Source organism: Chitinophaga sp. Cy-1792, from assembly GCF_011752935.1.
Taxonomy (GTDB): Bacteria; Bacteroidota; Bacteroidia; order Chitinophagales; family Chitinophagaceae; genus Chitinophaga.
Genome location: NZ_VWWO01000002.1, coordinates 67,605 through 85,564, shown reverse-complemented (window position 1 = coordinate 85,564; position 17,960 = coordinate 67,605). Strand labels below are relative to the sequence as shown.

15 protein-coding genes are annotated in these 17,960 nt (G+C 45.8%); 6 read left to right on the top strand and 9 right to left on the bottom strand.

Going from position 1 to position 17,960, the window contains the following annotated elements:
- Window positions 1-34 precede the first annotated feature (34 nt).
- The 3 genes from F3J22_RS14635 to F3J22_RS14625 all read left to right on the top strand — a co-directional run bounded on the left by F3J22_RS14635 (window position 35) and on the right by F3J22_RS14625 (window position 2,879).
- Window positions 35-646, top strand: coding sequence for a hypothetical protein (locus F3J22_RS14635; RefSeq protein WP_167018628.1), 612 nt, complete (start codon window positions 35-37; stop codon window positions 644-646).
- Between the two features lie 24 nt (window positions 647-670).
- Entirely contained in the window at window positions 671-1,654 is a 984-nt protein-coding gene (gene bioB / locus F3J22_RS14630; RefSeq protein WP_167018626.1) for a biotin synthase BioB, read from the top strand.
- 223 nt (window positions 1,655-1,877) lie between these two features.
- A complete protein-coding gene (locus F3J22_RS14625) occupies window positions 1,878-2,879 on the top strand; it encodes a hypothetical protein (protein WP_167018624.1) in 1,002 nt (333 codons plus the stop codon).
- Between the two features lie 71 nt (window positions 2,880-2,950).
- On the opposite strand, the gene F3J22_RS14620 is transcribed toward F3J22_RS14625, so the two are convergent.
- The 8 genes from F3J22_RS14620 to F3J22_RS14585 all read right to left on the bottom strand — a co-directional run bounded on the left by F3J22_RS14620 (window position 2,951) and on the right by F3J22_RS14585 (window position 13,060).
- A complete protein-coding gene (locus tag F3J22_RS14620) occupies window positions 2,951-3,745 on the bottom strand; it encodes a sterol desaturase family protein (RefSeq protein WP_167018622.1) in 795 nt (264 codons plus the stop codon).
- 95 nt (window positions 3,746-3,840) lie between these two features.
- Window positions 3,841-4,440: a Crp/Fnr family transcriptional regulator gene (locus F3J22_RS14615; RefSeq protein WP_167018620.1), complete on the bottom strand. Its 600-nt coding sequence runs from the start codon at window positions 4,438-4,440 to the stop codon at window positions 3,841-3,843.
- A 127-nt stretch (window positions 4,441-4,567) separates the two neighbouring features.
- Window positions 4,568-5,302 (bottom strand): dienelactone hydrolase family protein, encoded by a 735-nt coding sequence (locus tag F3J22_RS14610; RefSeq protein ID WP_167018618.1) that lies wholly within the window; start codon window positions 5,300-5,302, stop codon window positions 4,568-4,570.
- A gap of 265 nt (window positions 5,303-5,567) precedes the next feature.
- Window positions 5,568-6,506: a hypothetical protein gene (locus F3J22_RS14605; protein ID WP_167018616.1), complete on the bottom strand. Its 939-nt coding sequence runs from the start codon at window positions 6,504-6,506 to the stop codon at window positions 5,568-5,570.
- A 254-nt stretch (window positions 6,507-6,760) separates the two neighbouring features.
- Window positions 6,761-8,047, bottom strand: a complete 1,287-nt coding sequence (locus F3J22_RS14600) for a TolC family protein (protein ID WP_167018614.1) — start codon at window positions 8,045-8,047, stop codon at window positions 6,761-6,763.
- A 13-nt stretch (window positions 8,048-8,060) separates the two neighbouring features.
- Window positions 8,061-11,171 (bottom strand): efflux RND transporter permease subunit, encoded by a 3,111-nt coding sequence (locus tag F3J22_RS14595; protein ID WP_167018611.1) that lies wholly within the window; start codon window positions 11,169-11,171, stop codon window positions 8,061-8,063.
- A 14-nt stretch (window positions 11,172-11,185) separates the two neighbouring features.
- Window positions 11,186-12,331: an efflux RND transporter periplasmic adaptor subunit gene (locus F3J22_RS14590; RefSeq protein ID WP_167018609.1), complete on the bottom strand. Its 1,146-nt coding sequence runs from the start codon at window positions 12,329-12,331 to the stop codon at window positions 11,186-11,188.
- A 336-nt stretch (window positions 12,332-12,667) separates the two neighbouring features.
- Entirely contained in the window at window positions 12,668-13,060 is a 393-nt protein-coding gene (locus F3J22_RS14585; RefSeq protein ID WP_167018607.1) for a helix-turn-helix domain-containing protein, read from the bottom strand.
- A 97-nt stretch (window positions 13,061-13,157) separates the two neighbouring features.
- Here F3J22_RS14585 and F3J22_RS14580 point away from each other — a divergent pair, with 97 nt between their 5' ends.
- The 3 genes from F3J22_RS14580 (at window position 13,158) to F3J22_RS14570 (ending at window position 17,212) form a co-directional block, all read left to right on the top strand.
- The gene (locus F3J22_RS14580; protein ID WP_167018605.1) at window positions 13,158-14,402 is read left to right on the top strand and encodes a serine hydrolase; all 1,245 of its coding nucleotides are present in this window, start codon (window positions 13,158-13,160) and stop codon (window positions 14,400-14,402) included.
- Window positions 14,403-14,433: 31 nt separating this feature from the next.
- The gene (locus tag F3J22_RS14575) at window positions 14,434-15,606 is read left to right on the top strand and encodes an MFS transporter (RefSeq protein ID WP_167018603.1); all 1,173 of its coding nucleotides are present in this window, start codon (window positions 14,434-14,436) and stop codon (window positions 15,604-15,606) included.
- Window positions 15,607-15,766: 160 nt separating this feature from the next.
- Window positions 15,767-17,212 (top strand): hypothetical protein, encoded by a 1,446-nt coding sequence (locus F3J22_RS14570; protein ID WP_167018602.1) that lies wholly within the window; start codon window positions 15,767-15,769, stop codon window positions 17,210-17,212.
- Window positions 17,213-17,375: 163 nt separating this feature from the next.
- Here F3J22_RS14570 and F3J22_RS14565 read toward each other — a convergent pair whose 3' ends face one another.
- Window positions 17,376-17,873: a ferritin gene (locus tag F3J22_RS14565; protein ID WP_167018600.1), complete on the bottom strand. Its 498-nt coding sequence runs from the start codon at window positions 17,871-17,873 to the stop codon at window positions 17,376-17,378.
- Window positions 17,874-17,960: the final 87 nt, after the last annotated feature.

Genomic DNA, 17,960 nt, shown 5'->3' with positions numbered 1-17,960 from the left:
AAGCCCTTACATTTGAATCGAAACTTCGTATAATATGTACCAGCTTTTACAAGATATCGTAGGACAGCCGGCCCTACACAGCAAATGGTTAAATACCCTGTCATTTATGGAAAATGCAGGTGCCAAAAAGATCTCTGCCTGTGAGCATCCGTCGCTGGTAGACCTCATACAGCTGAAACATGCTGCCGAAGAACACCGCCATGCCTTCTACCTGAAAAAGCAAATCCTTAAACTGGACCCGGAAGCCTGTAAAACCTACCAGCGCCATGAACTGCTGGCACCGGACCATACCCGTCATTACCTCCACCAGCTGGACATACAAACCTGCCGTTACCTGAAACACCACTTCCAGCTTAGCGGCCAGGCACTCAAACATGCAGCCTACCTCTATGTCACCTATGCCATAGAAGTAAGGGCAGATGAACTCTACCCGGTATACCAGCAAGCCCTGGATGAGGCCAAAAGCAAGGTAATGGTAAAGTCCATCATCCTCGAAGAAGAAGGCCACCTCGAAGAAATGATACAGCAACTACGCCACTTCAGCTCCCATTGGGAATTGCACGCCCAACAGATCCAGCGACTGGAACAGCAGCTGTTCGACGCCTGGACCGCCGCCGTGGAAGCAGAAGTGAATATCTACGCATAAATACATTTAAATATATAAGGAAGCATGACCACTACAATCAGACACGACTGGACCCAGGCAGAAATCCAGGATATTTACAACCTGCCGCTGATGGAGCTGGTGTACCACGCCGCCACTGTTCACCGTGAATTCCATTCGGCAGACAAAATACAGGTATGCACATTACTGTCAATTAAAACGGGCGGTTGCCCGGAAGACTGCTCCTATTGCGGCCAGGCAGCACGCTACCATACAGATATCAAAGTACAGGCCCTGTTGCCTACCGAAACCGTTATTGAACACGCACAAAAGGCTAAAGACAACGGCTCCACCAGGTTCTGTATGGCAGCAGCATGGCGCGAAGTAAGGGATAACCGCGACTTCGACCGTGTGATCGACATGGTGAAAGGCGTGAATGAACTGGGCATGGAAGTATGCTGCACCCTGGGTCTCCTGACCGAAGAACAGGCTGTACGCCTGCAGGAAGCAGGATTGTATGCCTACAACCACAACCTCGACACATCCTCAGATTATTATAGCGAAATTATTTCCACCCGCAATTTTGATAACCGCCTGCATACGATCAATAATGTCAGGAAAGCCGGCATCACCGTATGTTCCGGTGGCATTATCGGCCTGGGCGAAACCCATGAAGACCGTATATCCATGCTGCATACGCTGGCTACCATGCCCAAACATCCGGAATCCGTACCGGTGAATGCACTGGCTCGCGTTAAAGGCACGCCGCTGGAAAACAACCCCAAAGTTGACAACTGGGACATGGTGCGTATGATCGCCACCGCGCGCATCGTTATGCCGGGATCAGTAGTACGCCTGAGCGCAGGACGGATTGAAATGACCGAAGCAGAACAGGCCTGGTGCTTCATGGCCGGCGCCAATTCCATCTTTACCGGCGAACGCCAGACCCTGCTGGTGACACCGAATCCGGGTGTTTCAGAAGATATGCAGATGCTGCAGACACTAGGTTTGAAGCCAATGGAGAACAAGAAGGAAGTTACTCATTGCTAACCCCAACAACAAAAGCAAACTGGCCTCTACTATGCAGAGGCCAGTTTTTTATTTAGATAACTGTTTGTGCCTGCTTGCTTTATCATACACATTATTATATATTCGCATCTTTCAACCAACTGTCAGAGCAAAATATCTACACTGTTCCTGTAAATGTCAACGAATGAATCCTTGGAATGCAATTCGTTTTTCGGGCCATATCTTAAAAGGTGTGCTCACTATTATGCGTACACGAAAAGAGGAAGCACGCCGTGCCGCCACTCTGATCGGGGCTTTAGAAAACAATACGGGCATCCGGTTGTCGCCGGAGGTACGGAAGAAAGTCGTCAAGAGCTATTCTATTTTTGTTCCGATGACCTGCGACCTGTTTACCGGGCTGCATGGCCGCACTACCACCATAGCAGAAAAAGAGCGGCTACTGCTATATTTCATCTGCAGCAGCCTGTTTGATGATTTCTCTGACGAGAAATTACTCAACAATCATCAGCTACGGGAAATAATGCTTCACCCGGCCACCTATCAGGCACAAACTGCGGAAGAAAAACTCTTTATCCATGCATCCCTGCGATTACGCGCAGCCGTTATTGACAAAGCAGGCTACGAACATGTAATGGAACAACTGCTGGAATCGCAGCTAAATTCTGAAAAACAGTTCAACCCGGCCATTGCTGATGAAGAGCTGGAAGATATCACCTTTAGCAAAGGCGGCAACTCCTTGTTGCTGGTGCACTTTTACCTGGATGTGCCGGCAACTGAAGAAGAGTGCAGCTGCTGGTATTTACTGGGGGCCATCATACAACTCACCAACGATCTGTATGATATCTATAAAGATTTGCAGGAAGGTATTCATACACTCCCCAACAGAATGGAATCCGCCTATCAATTCCGGCAATACTTCGACAGTATAGTATTACAACTGGAAAGTCATCTGCATAAACTACCCTACACGCATAAACGAAAACACGCCTTTCACCTGGGACTTGCTTCCATCTGCTCTTTCGGTCATACTGCACTGGAGCAGCTGGTCAGGCTACAGGGAGCGGCAGAAAGGCTTCCGCCGCTGCATACCGTACCCAGAAAGGAGCTGATCACAGATATGGAAAAAGCAGCAAATATCTGGGCCTGCATGAAATACTGCTACCTGCGCACAAGCACTACTGATAAGATCAGACCAATTGCCCTGCCTGCAGACACACTGCCACAGCAGGAGCAATATGTGGCGTAAAGCCATATTTGTCAGGCATCTACCTAAAAAAAGCTGCTATAGACAGCAGCTTTTTTTAGGTAGATGATTATTTAGTTTGTAACGCCTCCGGCCACGGCTTCTTCCGGGAACCGGCGTGCCTGGATTTTATCATATTCCTTTACATAATCGGGATGCTCTGTTCCCATCAGGCGGTCCCACACACGGAAATACAAGCCATAATTGCCTTTGAATTTGCTATGGTGCAGGTTATGGTGCACGGAAGAATTAAAGACTTCAAACAACACGCTGTGCCTGAATTTGCGCGGCATAATCTCATACCCCAGGTGTCCATACACATTTATCATGAATCCCACTACCGTAAACAGCAGCACTGTCAGCGGGTGCATTGGCATGATCATGGTGATAACCAGCAGTACGCCACCTTCCGCAATGGCTTCCAGCAAGTGAAAGCTGTAGGATGTCCAGGGCGATGGATTGGTGCTGCGATGATGCACCAGGTGGGTAAGATTAAACAGTGATTTATGGTGCAAAGTGCGGTGCATCCAGTAGAAATAGGTATCGTGTACCACCAGGCTAAGGGCCAGACTAACAAAAATATACCAGATCGGATAGTCGTTGATGTTAGTATACAATTGCGTATAGCCTTTTACGGGAGTAAACATGATCACCACGGATATCACGGTAAACACTAATGTACTCTGTAGAGAATGCCATACTTCACGGATGAAATCCTTTTTGCCGGCGGCTTTCAGCTGTATCTTCTTCGAAGAAAACTTCCTGGGCAGCAGCAGGTAAAAAATAATAAACGGTATTCCTGCCAGCAGGAAATAACGAATTGTGGATACGGTAAAAATCCTGACGATGGCTGCTAAGATTGGGTCCATGCTCACGTAAATTGATTATTGGTTAGTTGATCAAATTTACAATGGGAGCAGGTTACACGTGGTTAACAATGGATAAGAAATCAGATTAACAAAAGTTAATTTTTGCGGCCTTTGTCGTGCAAACGTTTCCTGATACGGCTCAGGGAAACAGGGGTAATCCCCAGCATGGAAGCGATGTATTTGTCGGGTACGCGGTTCACGATATCCCAGCGGCTGTCCAGGAGGCGCTGGTAGCGTTCTTCGGGGGAAAACATCACAAAAGATTCAATATTTTCCAGCGCTTCGGAAAGCATTCTTTTCAGGAAGAATATACGTAGTGGCTCGAATTCCGGGCGTTCACGGAGTACGGCCTCCAGTTTATCGTAATCTATTTCCACCATGGTAGCGGGTTCCAGGGCGCGGTAAATAAATCTGGCCGGTTGATGGTGAATAATGGTATCATGCGAAGCGATGAACTGCCCTTCCCAGCGGAGAAACAAAGTGGCTTCGTCGCCATTGGCTTTGGTTGTATAGGCGCGGAGCATCCCTTTTTCGATAAACGCCAGCTTCCTGGAAGTATCACCCTCACGAATATACGCTTCTCCTTCTTCCAGCTTTACGGTAGTGGTTAAAGCAAATAGCGGCGTCAGATCGGCAGCCATCACTCCATTTAACTCCTGCAACAGCGTTTGCAGCACATTTATCGAAACAGACATTTAAATATTTTTAATTTTTTACCGGGATAGTTCCGCACCGGAGGCGCAGAACTATCCCGTATTTGAAAGGATGCCGCAGGCATCCTTTCAAATACGGGAGGCTGGCATAAATCTTACCCAATAATACTTATAAAATTTCTTTCAGGAACATTAAGGTATGCTGCCATGCTCTCTTCGCCATTACTTCATTGTAGTCAGGAGAGGTTGGATTGGTAAAAGTATGCTTACTATGCGCATAGGTAATGATCTGCCAATCGGCTTTACCTTCATTCATTTCGGTGATGAGGTTTGCCATATCTTCCGGCTTCACGCTGCCATCATCAGCAGGGTTTTCTATCAGCATTTTCGCGGAGATAGGGCCATTTTTGCGGTCGGCGGCTTTAGCGAGGCCTCCATGAATAGAAACGATACCCACCACAGGCAGTTCGCCGCGAGCCGCTTCCAGCGCGCCGCTACCGCCAAAGCAATAACCGATCACGGCTACTTTGGTAGCGCCTTCTTTCTTCAGCTGCTCCAAAGCCGCTGCAATACGTCGCTGATATGCTTTATAGTCCTGCTTGTACTGGGAAGATAATTTACCCGCGCCTGCGTTATCGGCCGGGGTATTGCCTACGCCGTAGATATCGGCCACAAAAGCAATATAGCCTTGCTTTTCCAGCTCCAGCGCCGCATGTTTTGCCTCCTCATCGATGCCCATCCATGCAGGCAGAATGAGGACGCCAGGTAATTTCTTACCTGCATTGGAGGTAACCAGTCCACTTAATTTCTGGGAGCCTTCCGTATAGTTAACGGTTTTCAGGTTCTGTGCAGATGCAGCCAGTCCCGAAAAAATCAGTGCCGTCATAACAATGAGCTTGTACATGTGAATATGTTTATACCTGAAAAATACAAATGTTTAAGATCATTTATATACCACCGGTACAATAACTGCTATATAAAACAATAAAATCAGCAAGTGGTTTAGGCACAAACATGATCAGGTATTATATGCAATCGTTTTCAGCACTTAGGAAGGCAAAAAATGAAAATCCTTTGTATCATCACCCATCATCTGCATGTGGATTAGTAATAATACAAAGGATACTTATTAAACAAAACACCGTACCTGTAAATTATTTATAACCCTTTTACAGGTGAGGCTGCATAAAATCTGGCAAAGGTCTTGTCAGCGGCAGTATTACCTGTTGATAGTTAGCATGGATATAATCATAGATATCAGCCATGGAATAGGCATAGGTATTGACACGATTAAAATGTACCAGATACGTTTGCGTAATGATGAATGCAATATCTTCATTTGTATAGCTGTCATATACAGGATATGGATCATCATCTAACTGGCCAAGATTATATGATTCAAATGCATTAATTACCAGCTGATCAATGGATCTTGCCTTGGCTTTGGCTGCTTCTGCGAGGTTAATATCAACATCTACCGATGGCCCGGGATCAATTCCGACAACATCCCCGGCAGAACGCAAAAAGAAGACGCAGAACCTATAGGTGACCTGGATACCTATCAAACGTTCTTTAAAACCATTTAATGCCAGCGAAGATAAATTGCCTGGAAAACTTGAACTACCTAAATAGTTCAAAACGTCTTTTGTTAACGTGGCCATATTCTGATTATACTCATCAATGCAGTTATCTGATCCAAAGGCCGACTTCGGAAGGTCATCTCCGGTAACGTTATTATTCGCCTTTCCTATCGCCACGAGATAATTATACGTATCTGTAAAATCCTGGTACGCAGCCTCCATAAATAAACTATCCGCCCCTAAAACAGCTACCTGCTGATTATAATCAAGACTGGTAACATTTAGCTGCTGCATACGCCGAATGCCTTTCTTGACCAGTAATACACGATCTTGCTGAAATTCAGCTGTCAGCGTATGTTGGCGGATCACATCATACACATCCCCATTCTGGTTAGTGGTAAGCGTCATAGACTTCTTTTCCGCGGAGAATTGCTGTAGCTGAGGATCAACAGTAATTGATACTTTAGTACAGCCATTCAAAATGAAAATAAGGGACAAACTAAAAAATACTACAGGAATAAATTTCATAAATAGGTTTTGGTTATTAAAATGTCAAAACTGGATTACAGGTCAAATACCATCCTTTACTAACAAACAATCTAAATAATTACTACAGGTACGAGTGTAAACAAACTTAACCATTAAATTCCGTCTTCCCGCACTAAAATCCTACTGGATAACTTACACATTCTTCCGGCAACAGGATACCATAAAAACACAACAGGCTGCTCAATAATGAGCAGCCTGTGCGGGGTCTTTCTATACTAAATCCGGGCAAATATCTACTGTAAATCCCAAATACCTGCACTACGTTCCAGGTTGATCAGTGCAGCGGCATAGTTGTACTGCGCCTGATAATAATTCTGCTGAACATCGTTGTAGGTACGTTGTGCATTCAACACTTCGAGCAAAGAGGTTTCACCACGCTTGTAACTATAAATCTTTCCTTCCAATACTTTCTCTGCTTCCGTCATCAGACCGCTCCTGTACTGGGCTACCTGTTTTCTGGCAGCTTCATAGTTCATATAGGCCTGCGTAACTTCTGTGCTTATCTGTAGTAATACTTCCTGGTATTGCACTTCAGACTGCTTCAGGGTATATTTTGCTGCCTTCAGCTCCCCTTTATAGGTATTGGAAAATTTTAAAGGGATGGCAATGCCTGCGCTTACACTCCTGTAAGCCGGCGTAGGTGCTATTTCGTTGGTAGACTCCCCGTTAAACTGCAAGCCTGCATTAACGCCCAGGTCTATTTTACGGTTAGCCTTTGCCAGTCGTAACGTCTTTTCCGCCACTGTTTTACTGCCTTTGGCGGCCACTACATCGGCACGGTTATTCTGCGCATTATCGATCATGTTCATCAGCGGAAAATCCCTGTTCAGGTTTTCAAAATCACCGACAGGCAACGCCAGCGTATCCCGCTGCTCCTTACCCATGAACAGATTCAGCTGCACCAGTGATGTTTTCCAGTCGGCCTCGCCCTGGTAAAGGGTATTGAGCAGGGTTCCTGCTTCCAGCTTCGACTGGCGCGCGTCCACTTCCATAATAGCGCCCAGTTTGAACCGGATTGAATCGGCATCTGCCAGCTGTTTCATGGTACGGTAGGAATCTGTCAGCACCTTATACTGATAGTATTGCTGTAAGGCATTGTAATAGGCCAGGGCAGCGTCGGCACGCAGGTTGCGGAAATAGTCCTGCAACAGGGCTTTGCTTAGTTCAGCCTGGCTTTTAGCCAGCCCTATCCTGGCAGGTCTTTTACCGCCCAGTTCAAACGTGGTGCTGAGTGCCGCGTTATAACCGCGGCCCAGCTGCAGGGTAGCCTGCTGGTTATCAAAGTAACCGAGTGACAATTCCGGGTCCGGGAATACTTTGGCACTTTCAATACCTGCTTCCGCAATGCTGACATCATACTGCGTAGCGATGTATCCCAGGTTCTGTTTGCCCACCTTGCCCAGGTACTGATTCAGCGCCAGGTCTGTGTGAATAAAACCGGTATCTGTCTGCGCCTGTGAAGAGAAGCCTATACCGGCCAGCATCAATAGCAGGAGCATCTTTTTATATTGTTGGTACATACTATTAATCATTTTAGTGGGAAGAATTATCTGCTGCCACCTGGCTGTAATCATTGTTTCCCCATTTCTTTTCCAGCAGGTAATACAATGCAGGCAATACGAACAGTGTAATAGCGGTGGCTACAAAGAGACCGTATACAATTACTGTTGCCAGTGGCCTTTGTACGTCAGAACCTATACCAGTGGCCAGCGATGCCGGCAGTAACCCCAACGCAGCCACGGTGGCGGTCATCAGCACCGGACGGAAACGATGCTTCGCTCCTTCTGTCACCGCCGTGAGCAGTTCATACCCCTGCTTTCGTAAGTCGTTGATATGTGATATCAGGATGACCCCATTTTGTATGGCCACACCAAATAATGCGATAAAACCTACTGCAGATGAAACGTTCAGCGTCATACCACGTACGTTGAGTGCCAGCATACCACCGAATAAGGCCAGCGGCACAATGCTCAGTATCAGGCCTGCCTGTCTGAACCTGCCAAAGGCGCCGTATAACAGCAGGAACATGATGGCCAGTGCCAGCGGCACGATCACGGCCAGCCTTGCATAGGCGCGGTTCTGGTTCTCGAATTGGCCGCCCCAGGCGATATGGTATTTGTCGTGATCGTATTTTACAGAAGATTCTATCTTTTGCTGTGCTTCATTCAGGAAGGTAGTGAGGTCTGTTCCGCGCAGGTTCAGCTTCACTGTCAGGTGACGCTTGTTCATTTCGCGGGTGATGGTACTTTCACCGGTAGCGGTTTTTACGGTCGCCACCTGCGATAATGGTATCTTCGCGCCGGTGGAAGATGTCAGCATCAGGTTGGCTATCTTCTCCGGTGTATTTCTGCTGTCTTCATCATACCTGCATATCACGTCATATACCTTATTTCCTTCAAACACCTGTGATACGGCCTTTCCGCCGATGGCCACTTCTATCAGCTCGCTCACATCGCTAACGTTTACGCCATACCGTGCCATAGCGTCTCTGTCTGCCGAAATCTGTAATTGCGGCAATGGCGGTTCCTGGTCAATGGCCAGGTCAGCAGAGCCTTTCACTGTTTTGAGCGTGCCAAGTACTTCTTCGGCTATACGACGGGTTTCGCTGAAATCATCTCCATAAATCTTTACTACCAGCTCACTATGCGCCCCTGCGATTTTATCCATCACCCCATCGATCATAGGCTGACTGAAACCTACCGTATATCCCGGCATAGCAGCATATTCCTTCGCGAGATCGTTGATCAGGTCTTCTTTGGTACGGCCATGCTTCCACTCTTTATAAGGCTTGATGCCAATACTGCATTCGAAGTGGGAGGCTGTCCACGGATCGGTACCATCGTCGTTGCGGCCCGCCTGTACCATCATATAGGTTACTTCTCCAAATTTCATGGTATGTGCACGCAGACTATCACTCATCTCTTTCGACTTTTCCAGCGACACACCCGGCGGGAGCTGCACCTGTACCCAGATAGAACCTTCGTCCAGCGGCGGCAGGAAGTCCTTACCAACGGTAGCGGAGAGAATGACAGCACCTGTGAGTACGATGATCAGCGGAATAAATACCTGCTTAGGTTTTTGCATGATCTTACGGATACGGCTATCGTAAAATCCGGTCAGCTTCTCCAGCCATTTGTTATGATAGAGTTTACGCGGTTTGCGGTAAACAGCATAGGCGAGTCCGGGAATGAGCAGCAAAGCCACCGCCAGTGCACCTATCAGCGCATATCCTACCGTAAAGGCCATTGGTGTAAACAACTTTTTCTCTACACGCTCAAAAGAGAATAATGGCAGATAAGCGGTGATGATGATAATGGTGGAGAAGAGAATAGGCCGGGCTACCATCGCTGCATATTGTCCTATCGACCGCTCCTGTAATTCTTCTGCCGGATTATCTTCACGCTTCTTCAATATCGTTTCCATCATTACGATAGCCCCATCCACGATGATCCCAAAGTCAATAGCACCAAGGGATAACAGGTTAGCCGGGATATGCGTAAAATGCATCAGAATGAATGCAATGAGCAGTGCCAGCGGGATGGTAATGGCCACGATCAGGGCCCCACGCCAGTTTCCGAGGAAAACGATGAGCACAATAATCACCAGGCTCATACCTTCCAGCAGTGTATGCGACACCGTATCCAGCGTAGTATCTACCAGGTTTGTTCTGTCGAGATAAGGACGAATGGTAACCCCTTCCGGCAGCAGGTTTTTGTTAAGGTCTTCTACCGCATCATGGATGCCTTTCAGCACCACGGAAGGGTTCTGGCCTTTCAGTAATAACACAATACCTTCTACCCCTTCGCTATAATCTACCTTACGGTCGGTATAACCGAGTATACCTTTACGTTCGAGGTTGCCGTATTTGAGCGTACCTATATCTTTTAAAAATACCGGCACACCATTTACTGATTTCACGACAACATTTCCCAGTCCATCGAGTTTTTTTACCAGACCGATACCACGTACCACATAGCCAAGGTCGCCGCGTGTAAGCACGCTACCACCGGCATTTGCATTGTTATTGTTGATGGCTGTCTGCACATCCCCCAGCGAAAGATTGTATTGTTCCAGCTTTCGCGGGTCCAGCTCTACCTGGTATTGTGTGGTGATACCGCCAAAATTGGTTACATCGGCCACACCCGGCACCTGCCTGATGCGGGGAATGATGGTCCAGGTCTGTAAGTCAGTCAGCTGGCGGAGGTCATGATTTTTGCTTTCAATAATATAGCGGTAGATCTCACCGATCGGCGATGTCAGCGGATCCAGTCCCGGCTTGGCGCCATAAGGAAGGTCCACATCATTCATACGCTCTGTGATCCTTTGCCTGGCCCAGTAATCATCAATTCCATCATCAAATACAATGGTGATGATACTCAGTCCGAACGTGCTTTTGCTACGCATTACGTGCATGCCGGGCATGCCATTGAGTGCGCGTTCTACCGGAATGGTGATTTGCTGTTCTACTTCTTCTGCAGCGAGTCCGGGCACCTGTGTAACCACCTGTGAGGTAACATCGGCGATATCCGGGTAGGCTTCTACAGATAATTGTTTCCAGGAATAATAGCCGAAAACACCCAGCAGTATGAATAGCGCTGCTAACAGCCAGCGCTTTTGTATGGCAGTAAGTATTAATTTCTTCATGTTCAGTACAGGGGTTATTTAGCGTCCAGTAAATAGAAGCCGCCGGAAGAAACGATCTTATCTCCGTTATTCAGACCAGACTGAATAACTACGCGGTCGCCAACAGTAGCGCCAGCAACCACCTTACGACGGATATACCTGTGAGGTGCTATCTCTATAAATACAAAGCTGGCATCATTCATCTGCATCAGTGCTTTGGCAGGTATCAGGATAGCATCCGTGGGAGCATCTACAAAATTCACGGTCACGTACATACCTGGTTTCAGCGTATGGTCAGCGTTATTGGCTTCAATCAATACTTCCACGCTACGGGTGGACTCATCCACGATTTCATTCACGTGATATACCTTGCCTTTAATATGTTTCTCCGGAAGTGCTGCAATTTCGATATTGCATTCGTCCAGTTCATGAATAAAGCGGATATCTTTTTCCTTTACCTGTCCGGCAATCCATATTTTAGAGAGATCAGCCACCGTGGCCACACTCGCAGCATCATCCTTAATAAACTGACCCAGCACCACTTTATTCTCTACCACTTCACCAACGATAGGTGCATGTACGACTAATGGTTGTCCTAACGATAACTTATCCGGGTCTGCCTTAAACAGGCGGATGCCGGCAGCGGCATTTTCAAATTCTTTCTTTTCAACATCATAGGCTGTCTGTGCTTCTTCCAGGTCTTTTTGCGAGCCTACCCCGTGTGTTACAAGGTCTTGCTGACGTTGCAGGTTTTTACGTGCCTGTTCCAGTTGTGATTTCTCCTGGAAAAAGACTTTCTGTGCCTGTATAAAATCAGGTGATGATATTTCAAACAGCGGTGTGGATGGGGTAGTTTTCATGCCCAGGTGAAGGTAGGAGCGGGTTACCCTACCCTGGAAAGGAGGTGCAATTTCCGCATACTGCGTAGGGATAGCTTTCACAGTACCAGCGGTAAAGAGTTGCAGGCGATAGGGTTCTGTTGTCACTACCGTATCTTTCAATTTACTGATAAGATTAGAATTGAGCGGTATCGTTACAGTATCTCCGTTATTTGTATAGGAAACCGTTTCATTGCCGCCCTGGGCCTGTTGGCAGGAAACACCGGACATTACCATTCCTGCTCCCATACATAGCAGCACAAGAGATTTCATGCCATGCATATGGACTTGTTTTACAACCATGATTTTAGATTTTACTCGCCTTTGTTTTTTGTTGAATTGTGCAGATATATGCTGTGATCAGTAATAAGGAATACTATAAAGTTGTAGGTACATGTTGATGGTATAAGGCTCCTGGCAAAGGATAGCCATTGCCATCCTACAGCGAAGAGCGGTTTGTCAAATGATTTACTTCCGAAAATGAACTATCCATTAGTCAGATCATTATTTTAAATGCAGTGCAAAAGTAAAATAGCCTCAGAAAGAGGCCATTAGAAGGGGTATAAAATCTTATTAGAAAAATATTAGAGAGAACCAACGCACCGATGCCAAAGGCATCGGTTACAGAATAAAACACTGTTAATCAGCAATTGCCAGTGCTTCTACAAAAGAGAGGTCCGCATTGCTTTCTTTGTGCTTCCTTCCCCACTGGCTTAACTGCGCCCATATTGGCACCAGCTCCCTGGCAATGGCTGTCAGTTCGTAATCTACCCTTGGTGGAACTTCGGCATATACCGTTCTTTTTACCAGTCCTGCTTTCTCCAGCTCTTTCAGCTGCAATGCCAGCATCCTTTCTGTAATGCCGCCAATGGCATTACGCAGCTCGCTGAAACGTAACTTCCCATGCTCCAGATTGCATAATATCAACAGTTTCCATCTGCCGCCTACCATGCAGATAGCATAAGTCAGATCACACGCTTTTATATATTCTTCATTGATGATGTTGGTCGAATTTGTCTTTCTTTTTCCCATTACTTACAAATTTGTTAGTACCATACAATTAGCTGTATACTATACAAAAGTAAGGATAGCGCAATAATTTTGAAGCTCAATTTAAATTATGACGAATATGAACAGGATATATGCAACATGGATAGGCTTAATAATGGCCGGCAGCGCCGTAGCACAGGAAAATCAACTGACAGCAAAACTGGATGAGCTATCCGCAAGATTAGTCACACAACAGTCAGTTACCGGTATTAACGTGCTGGTAATTAAAGACGGTAAAACAGCTTATAATAAAGCCTTCGGATATGCCGATATGGAGACAAAACGCAAATTACAAACGGACGATATATTCCGGGTGGCCTCTCAAACAAAAGCCATCACCAGCGTGGCCGTCATGATGCTATGGCAGGATGGTTACCTCCTACTCGACGATCCCATCTCAAAATATATTCCCGCCTTCAAAAACCCAAAGGTACTGGCCTCTTTCAACCCGGCAGACAGCAGCTACACCACTGTGCCCGCCAGCAAAGAAATCAGCATCAGGGACCTCCTGCGTCATACTTCCGGACTCAGCTACCCTACCTTCTCCTCCGATCCCCGGTTCAATGCCATTTACGCCAAATCAGGGACAGCAACCGGCATTGGTAGTAAAGGCCTGTTAAAAGACAAAATAGCCCTGCTGGCAAAGCAGCCGCTCGTACACAATCCCGGAGAAGCCTTTACCTACGGCCTCAGCACCGATGTGCTGGGATATCTCGTAGAAGTGATAAGCGGCATGCCACTGGACGAATTTTTCCGCAAACGCATATTTGAGCCACTGGACATGAAAGATACCTACTTCCATCTGCCGAAGGAAAAAGCTAACCGGCTCGTTAGCATCAGCGAAAAAACTGACAAAGGATGGGCTACAATAAAACACCTTATCTATGAAGGAAACCCGGCAGACTACCCCCTGAAGAAGGACACCTATTTATCCGGAGGCGCAGGTTTAAGCACCACTACCACCGACTATGCAAAGTTCCTGACCATGCTGCTGAATGGCGGCAGTTACAATGGTAAACAGCTCCTCAGCAGCAACACCATTGCCCTGATGACTACCAACCAGCTACCACAGGCAACGATAGCACACGGAGAACCTGATCGCCGCTTCGGGCTGGGCTTTGAGCTGGTGACACCGGAAAATAAATTTAAATATGCAGAAAACCCTGGTACTTTCTATTGGGGCGGCGCATTCAACACACAATACTGGGTAGACCCGGCCGCAAAGATGATTGTACTGATCTTTTCGCAGGAGTACCTGCCGGCAGACTACTTTGAGCTGCAAACCCGCTACAGTAACGTAATCTATTCCCATCTGACTAAATAATAACAGGCAGGCATAAACGAAAAAAAACAGGATGAAAAAATATGCATATATAGGCAGTCTGGGCTTCCTGGGCGTTATTACCACAGAGTTTGGCGTAATAGGAATATTGCCACAGATAGCTGCGCATTATAAAATAAGTATAGACAAAGCCGGACTATTGCTAAGTTCTTTCGCGCTGGTAATAGCACTCACCGGGCCTTTCATGACATTGCTGGCATCTGGCTACGACAGAAAAAAGATCATGCTGGCATCTATCGGCTGCTTCCTGATCACAGGCGTGGTTTCTTCCTGCTCTCCGCCCTTCTGGTTGTTGATGGTGGTACGCATACTACCTGCATTCCTGCAGCCGGTATATATTGCCACAGCCTTGTCTGTGGCAGTTTCCAGGGGCAACAAATCGAATGAAAATGAACTGATGAGCATCGTATTCAGTGGGGTAACCTTAGCCATGGTTACCACGGTACCGCTGGCCACCTATCTTGCCAGCATCTTCACCTGGGAATATTCATTCATGGTGCAAACAGTGGTCAGCCTGATTGCCCTGCTGACGATATATTTCGGACTGGAGAATATGCCGGTGACAGCGAAGAAATCTTACGGGAGTCAGCTGAGCATTCTGAGGCAGCCTACTTTTATTGTCAGTACATTGATGAATTTCTTCATGATTTCCGGCTGGTTCTGCACCTATAGCTACTTTGCAGAATACCTCAACAAAGCAAAGGGTATGGACGAAACGATGGTCAGCTATATGCTTTTTGTATTCGGCATCATTGGCGTTGTTGCTACGTGGTTAGCAGGGAAAATGCTCAACAGGAATATTACGGCAACAACTGCATTCTTTCTTTCCGGTACTTTGTTTATTCCGGTATTGCTGCACTGGTCCAACGGCAATATGGTGGCCACTGTAGCGGTAATCGGCCTGTGGGGATTTATGTATTCGCCGGCATTTCTGAATGCCTCTACCTATATGATTTCCTCGGCGCCGCATGCACTGGAGTTTGCCAATAGCCTGGCTACCTCTTTCGGTAACCTGGGCGTTACGTTAGGCACTACTGTCGGTGGATGGATCATTGCCAGCAAAGGTGTACAGTATACCCCCTGGATGACAATCGTTTTCGGGGCGCTGGCATTTGTGATGATATTGTTGCGGGCTTCGCTGGAGAGGAAGGAATCGTATGCGATGAAAGAAGAGTGTTTACAATAAACTTAAAATAATGTACTGATAACCTGGGTCTTTATTGAGAGACCCAGGTTATCAGTAAACGATGACCAAAAAGACAAAACCCAGGTACCCATCGCCAGCTATATTCGTTTTCATTTTACAGCATGAATTCATATATTTATTATTTATAATAAATATACCTATGAAAAAACTACGCATGGCCTTCCCGCTCTGTATCGCTATATTGCTGTCCCTGCCTGCATTTTCGCAGCAATTTACCTCTATCAAATCGGAATATGAGAATGGCGATTATTGGCATGTCATATATGCTTTAAACAACAAGATAATTTGTCTGGAATATGCTTCTCCACACAGTGCATTTAATTATAACAGAAATTATAATCATACCAACATGGTTGTCCTGGACGATCAATTAAAAGTGATAAAAGAAAATGAATTAGAGGCACTGGAGAAGAAAAAACTTATAACTACCTATACACAAAATAATGAACTATATGCCTGTTATCAGGATAAGAAAAACATGGTTGGCTTATACCAGATAAACGCCGATAACAACACGGCCACATTAAAGGAAAACCTGTTTACCGCGCGGCAGGACGACTACACGATGTACAGTGGCGAATCCGAGAATAAAAAATACTTCTTTATAATGTACAGGACCTATGAATCAAAAGAGTCAGGTACTTATGACCTTCAAATTTTTGATGAGCACATGAAAGCTCAAAAAACAATCACGTTTCACGACAAACATACTAAAAAACAGATTGCGCTATTTGATATTGAAATCAGTGATGAAGGAATACTGTATATGGTCACCAATTATCGTCCTGCTCCAAACGATTATATGAAATATGAACTCACCACTGTCAGGAGCGAAAAAGATATAACAACCATTGCTTTACCCACTATTAATGAAGACCTCAAATCAGTTCCAAGCTGGAAACTAAAAGGAAATAAATTAGCATGGATTTCTACACAAAATGGACTAAAAGAATTATCTAACGTCTATTGGGGCAGTTATGACCTGGCGACCAATACCATGGACCCTGTAAAAAACATTGAAATGGTGCAGCCTATCACCAACAAAGCGAGTTTGGAAAATATAATCTGGGCGAAAGATGGAAGTGTATACCTATACTACGACCAGCTGGAATTCTGGAACTGGGGCACCGGAAATCACACAGGTACAGACTTTGGCAGTTTCGACGGCTATGCCATGAAAATAAATACGGATTATACGATGGCCTGGCAGCACACCATCGCCAAAAATCAGTTTGAGAATATGGACAGGAACTATTCCGGAACCATATGTAATGTTGACAGTACCGGCAATATGCATTTATTCTTCCTGGACCTGCTTCAAAATACCAGTGTATCCAATGAAGGTGGCAAAAAACCGGACCGTCTCCTGATTGGTGGAAAAATGCCTAATAGTGGCGTTGCCTATGTATGCATCAACAAAGATGGTAAAGCAGAAAAACACTTTGCCTCCAAAGATGAAACCGATGTACATCATCTGTCACTGGACTCTTATAAATTCAAGCCCGGCCAGCTAGTGTATACTGCGTTTAACATTAAAACCATGGGCAGATCTACCTATAAAATCGGAAAAATAAACTGGAAATAACACTAAACAAAACTGCCATCCTTAATGGTGAAGGAACAGTGCACACAATAACTACCTGACAGGGAAATCATCAGGCAGCAGCTGGCATATACGTCAAAATAAAGCATTGAAAAAGGAAAAGCCGATGGCAATATTTGCCATCGGCATAATATAAAATAAGATTTTATTCCTGGTCCATGGTCATAATATCCCTGTCAAAGAGATACAGACCACTTTTATCATCACCAATCATCTCCAGTTTATCGTTACAATCACGTGCAAGCCTTTCTTCTTCCATTTGCTCCATTACAAACCATTGCAGGAAATTATGGGTTGCATAATCCTTCTCTGAAAGTGCAATTTCAACCAGGTCATTAATACTTTCACTTACCTTCACTTCATGTCTGAATAGTTGCTCAAAGGCAGATTTCAGCGACACGAAGGTCATTACAGGCTGTTCTAATGCAGGGATCACGGCAAAACCACCACGTTCATTTACAAAGTGGATCAATTTAAGCATGTGCATTCGTTCTTCATCGCTGTGGCGATAAAAGAACTTTGTTACACCTTTCAGTCCGGGTTGAATTTCAGCCCAGCTTCCCATGGCCAGGTATGCTTGTGACGACTGCGCTTCCATCAGAATCTGCTGATTAAGTGCATCTTTCATTCTTTGTGATAACATGCTAAAATAATTCAGGTTAAGTACTGGTAATAGATACGATTAGTATAGACTTTAAGATTAAATCCCGGTACATCGGCAAATAATATC

Excerpts from the sequence above, each read along its gene's own strand:
- bioB (WP_167018626.1), top strand. The coding sequence starts at position 671 with ATGACCACTACAATCAGACACGACTGGACCCAGGCAGAAATCCAGGAT.
- F3J22_RS14585 (WP_167018607.1), bottom strand. The coding sequence starts at position 13,060 with ATGGGAAAAAGAAAGACAAATTCGACCAACATCATCAATGAAGAATAT.
- F3J22_RS14575 (WP_167018603.1), top strand. The coding sequence starts at position 14,434 with ATGAAAAAATATGCATATATAGGCAGTCTGGGCTTCCTGGGCGTTATT.
- F3J22_RS14595 (WP_167018611.1), bottom strand. The coding sequence starts at position 11,171 with ATGAAGAAATTAATACTTACTGCCATACAAAAGCGCTGGCTGTTAGCA.
- F3J22_RS14615 (WP_167018620.1), bottom strand. The coding sequence starts at position 4,440 with ATGTCTGTTTCGATAAATGTGCTGCAAACGCTGTTGCAGGAGTTAAAT.
- F3J22_RS14565 (WP_167018600.1), bottom strand. The coding sequence starts at position 17,873 with ATGTTATCACAAAGAATGAAAGATGCACTTAATCAGCAGATTCTGATG.
- F3J22_RS14610 (WP_167018618.1), bottom strand. The coding sequence starts at position 5,302 with ATGTACAAGCTCATTGTTATGACGGCACTGATTTTTTCGGGACTGGCT.
- F3J22_RS14605 (WP_167018616.1), bottom strand. The coding sequence starts at position 6,506 with ATGAAATTTATTCCTGTAGTATTTTTTAGTTTGTCCCTTATTTTCATT.
- F3J22_RS14600 (WP_167018614.1), bottom strand. The coding sequence starts at position 8,047 with ATGTACCAACAATATAAAAAGATGCTCCTGCTATTGATGCTGGCCGGT.
- F3J22_RS14620 (WP_167018622.1), bottom strand. The coding sequence starts at position 3,745 with ATGGACCCAATCTTAGCAGCCATCGTCAGGATTTTTACCGTATCCACA.
- F3J22_RS14635 (WP_167018628.1), top strand. The coding sequence starts at position 35 with ATGTACCAGCTTTTACAAGATATCGTAGGACAGCCGGCCCTACACAGC.
- F3J22_RS14590 (WP_167018609.1), bottom strand. The coding sequence starts at position 12,331 with ATGGTTGTAAAACAAGTCCATATGCATGGCATGAAATCTCTTGTGCTG.
- F3J22_RS14580 (WP_167018605.1), top strand. The coding sequence starts at position 13,158 with ATGAACAGGATATATGCAACATGGATAGGCTTAATAATGGCCGGCAGC.
- F3J22_RS14570 (WP_167018602.1), top strand. The coding sequence starts at position 15,767 with ATGAAAAAACTACGCATGGCCTTCCCGCTCTGTATCGCTATATTGCTG.
- F3J22_RS14625 (WP_167018624.1), top strand. The coding sequence starts at position 1,878 with ATGCGTACACGAAAAGAGGAAGCACGCCGTGCCGCCACTCTGATCGGG.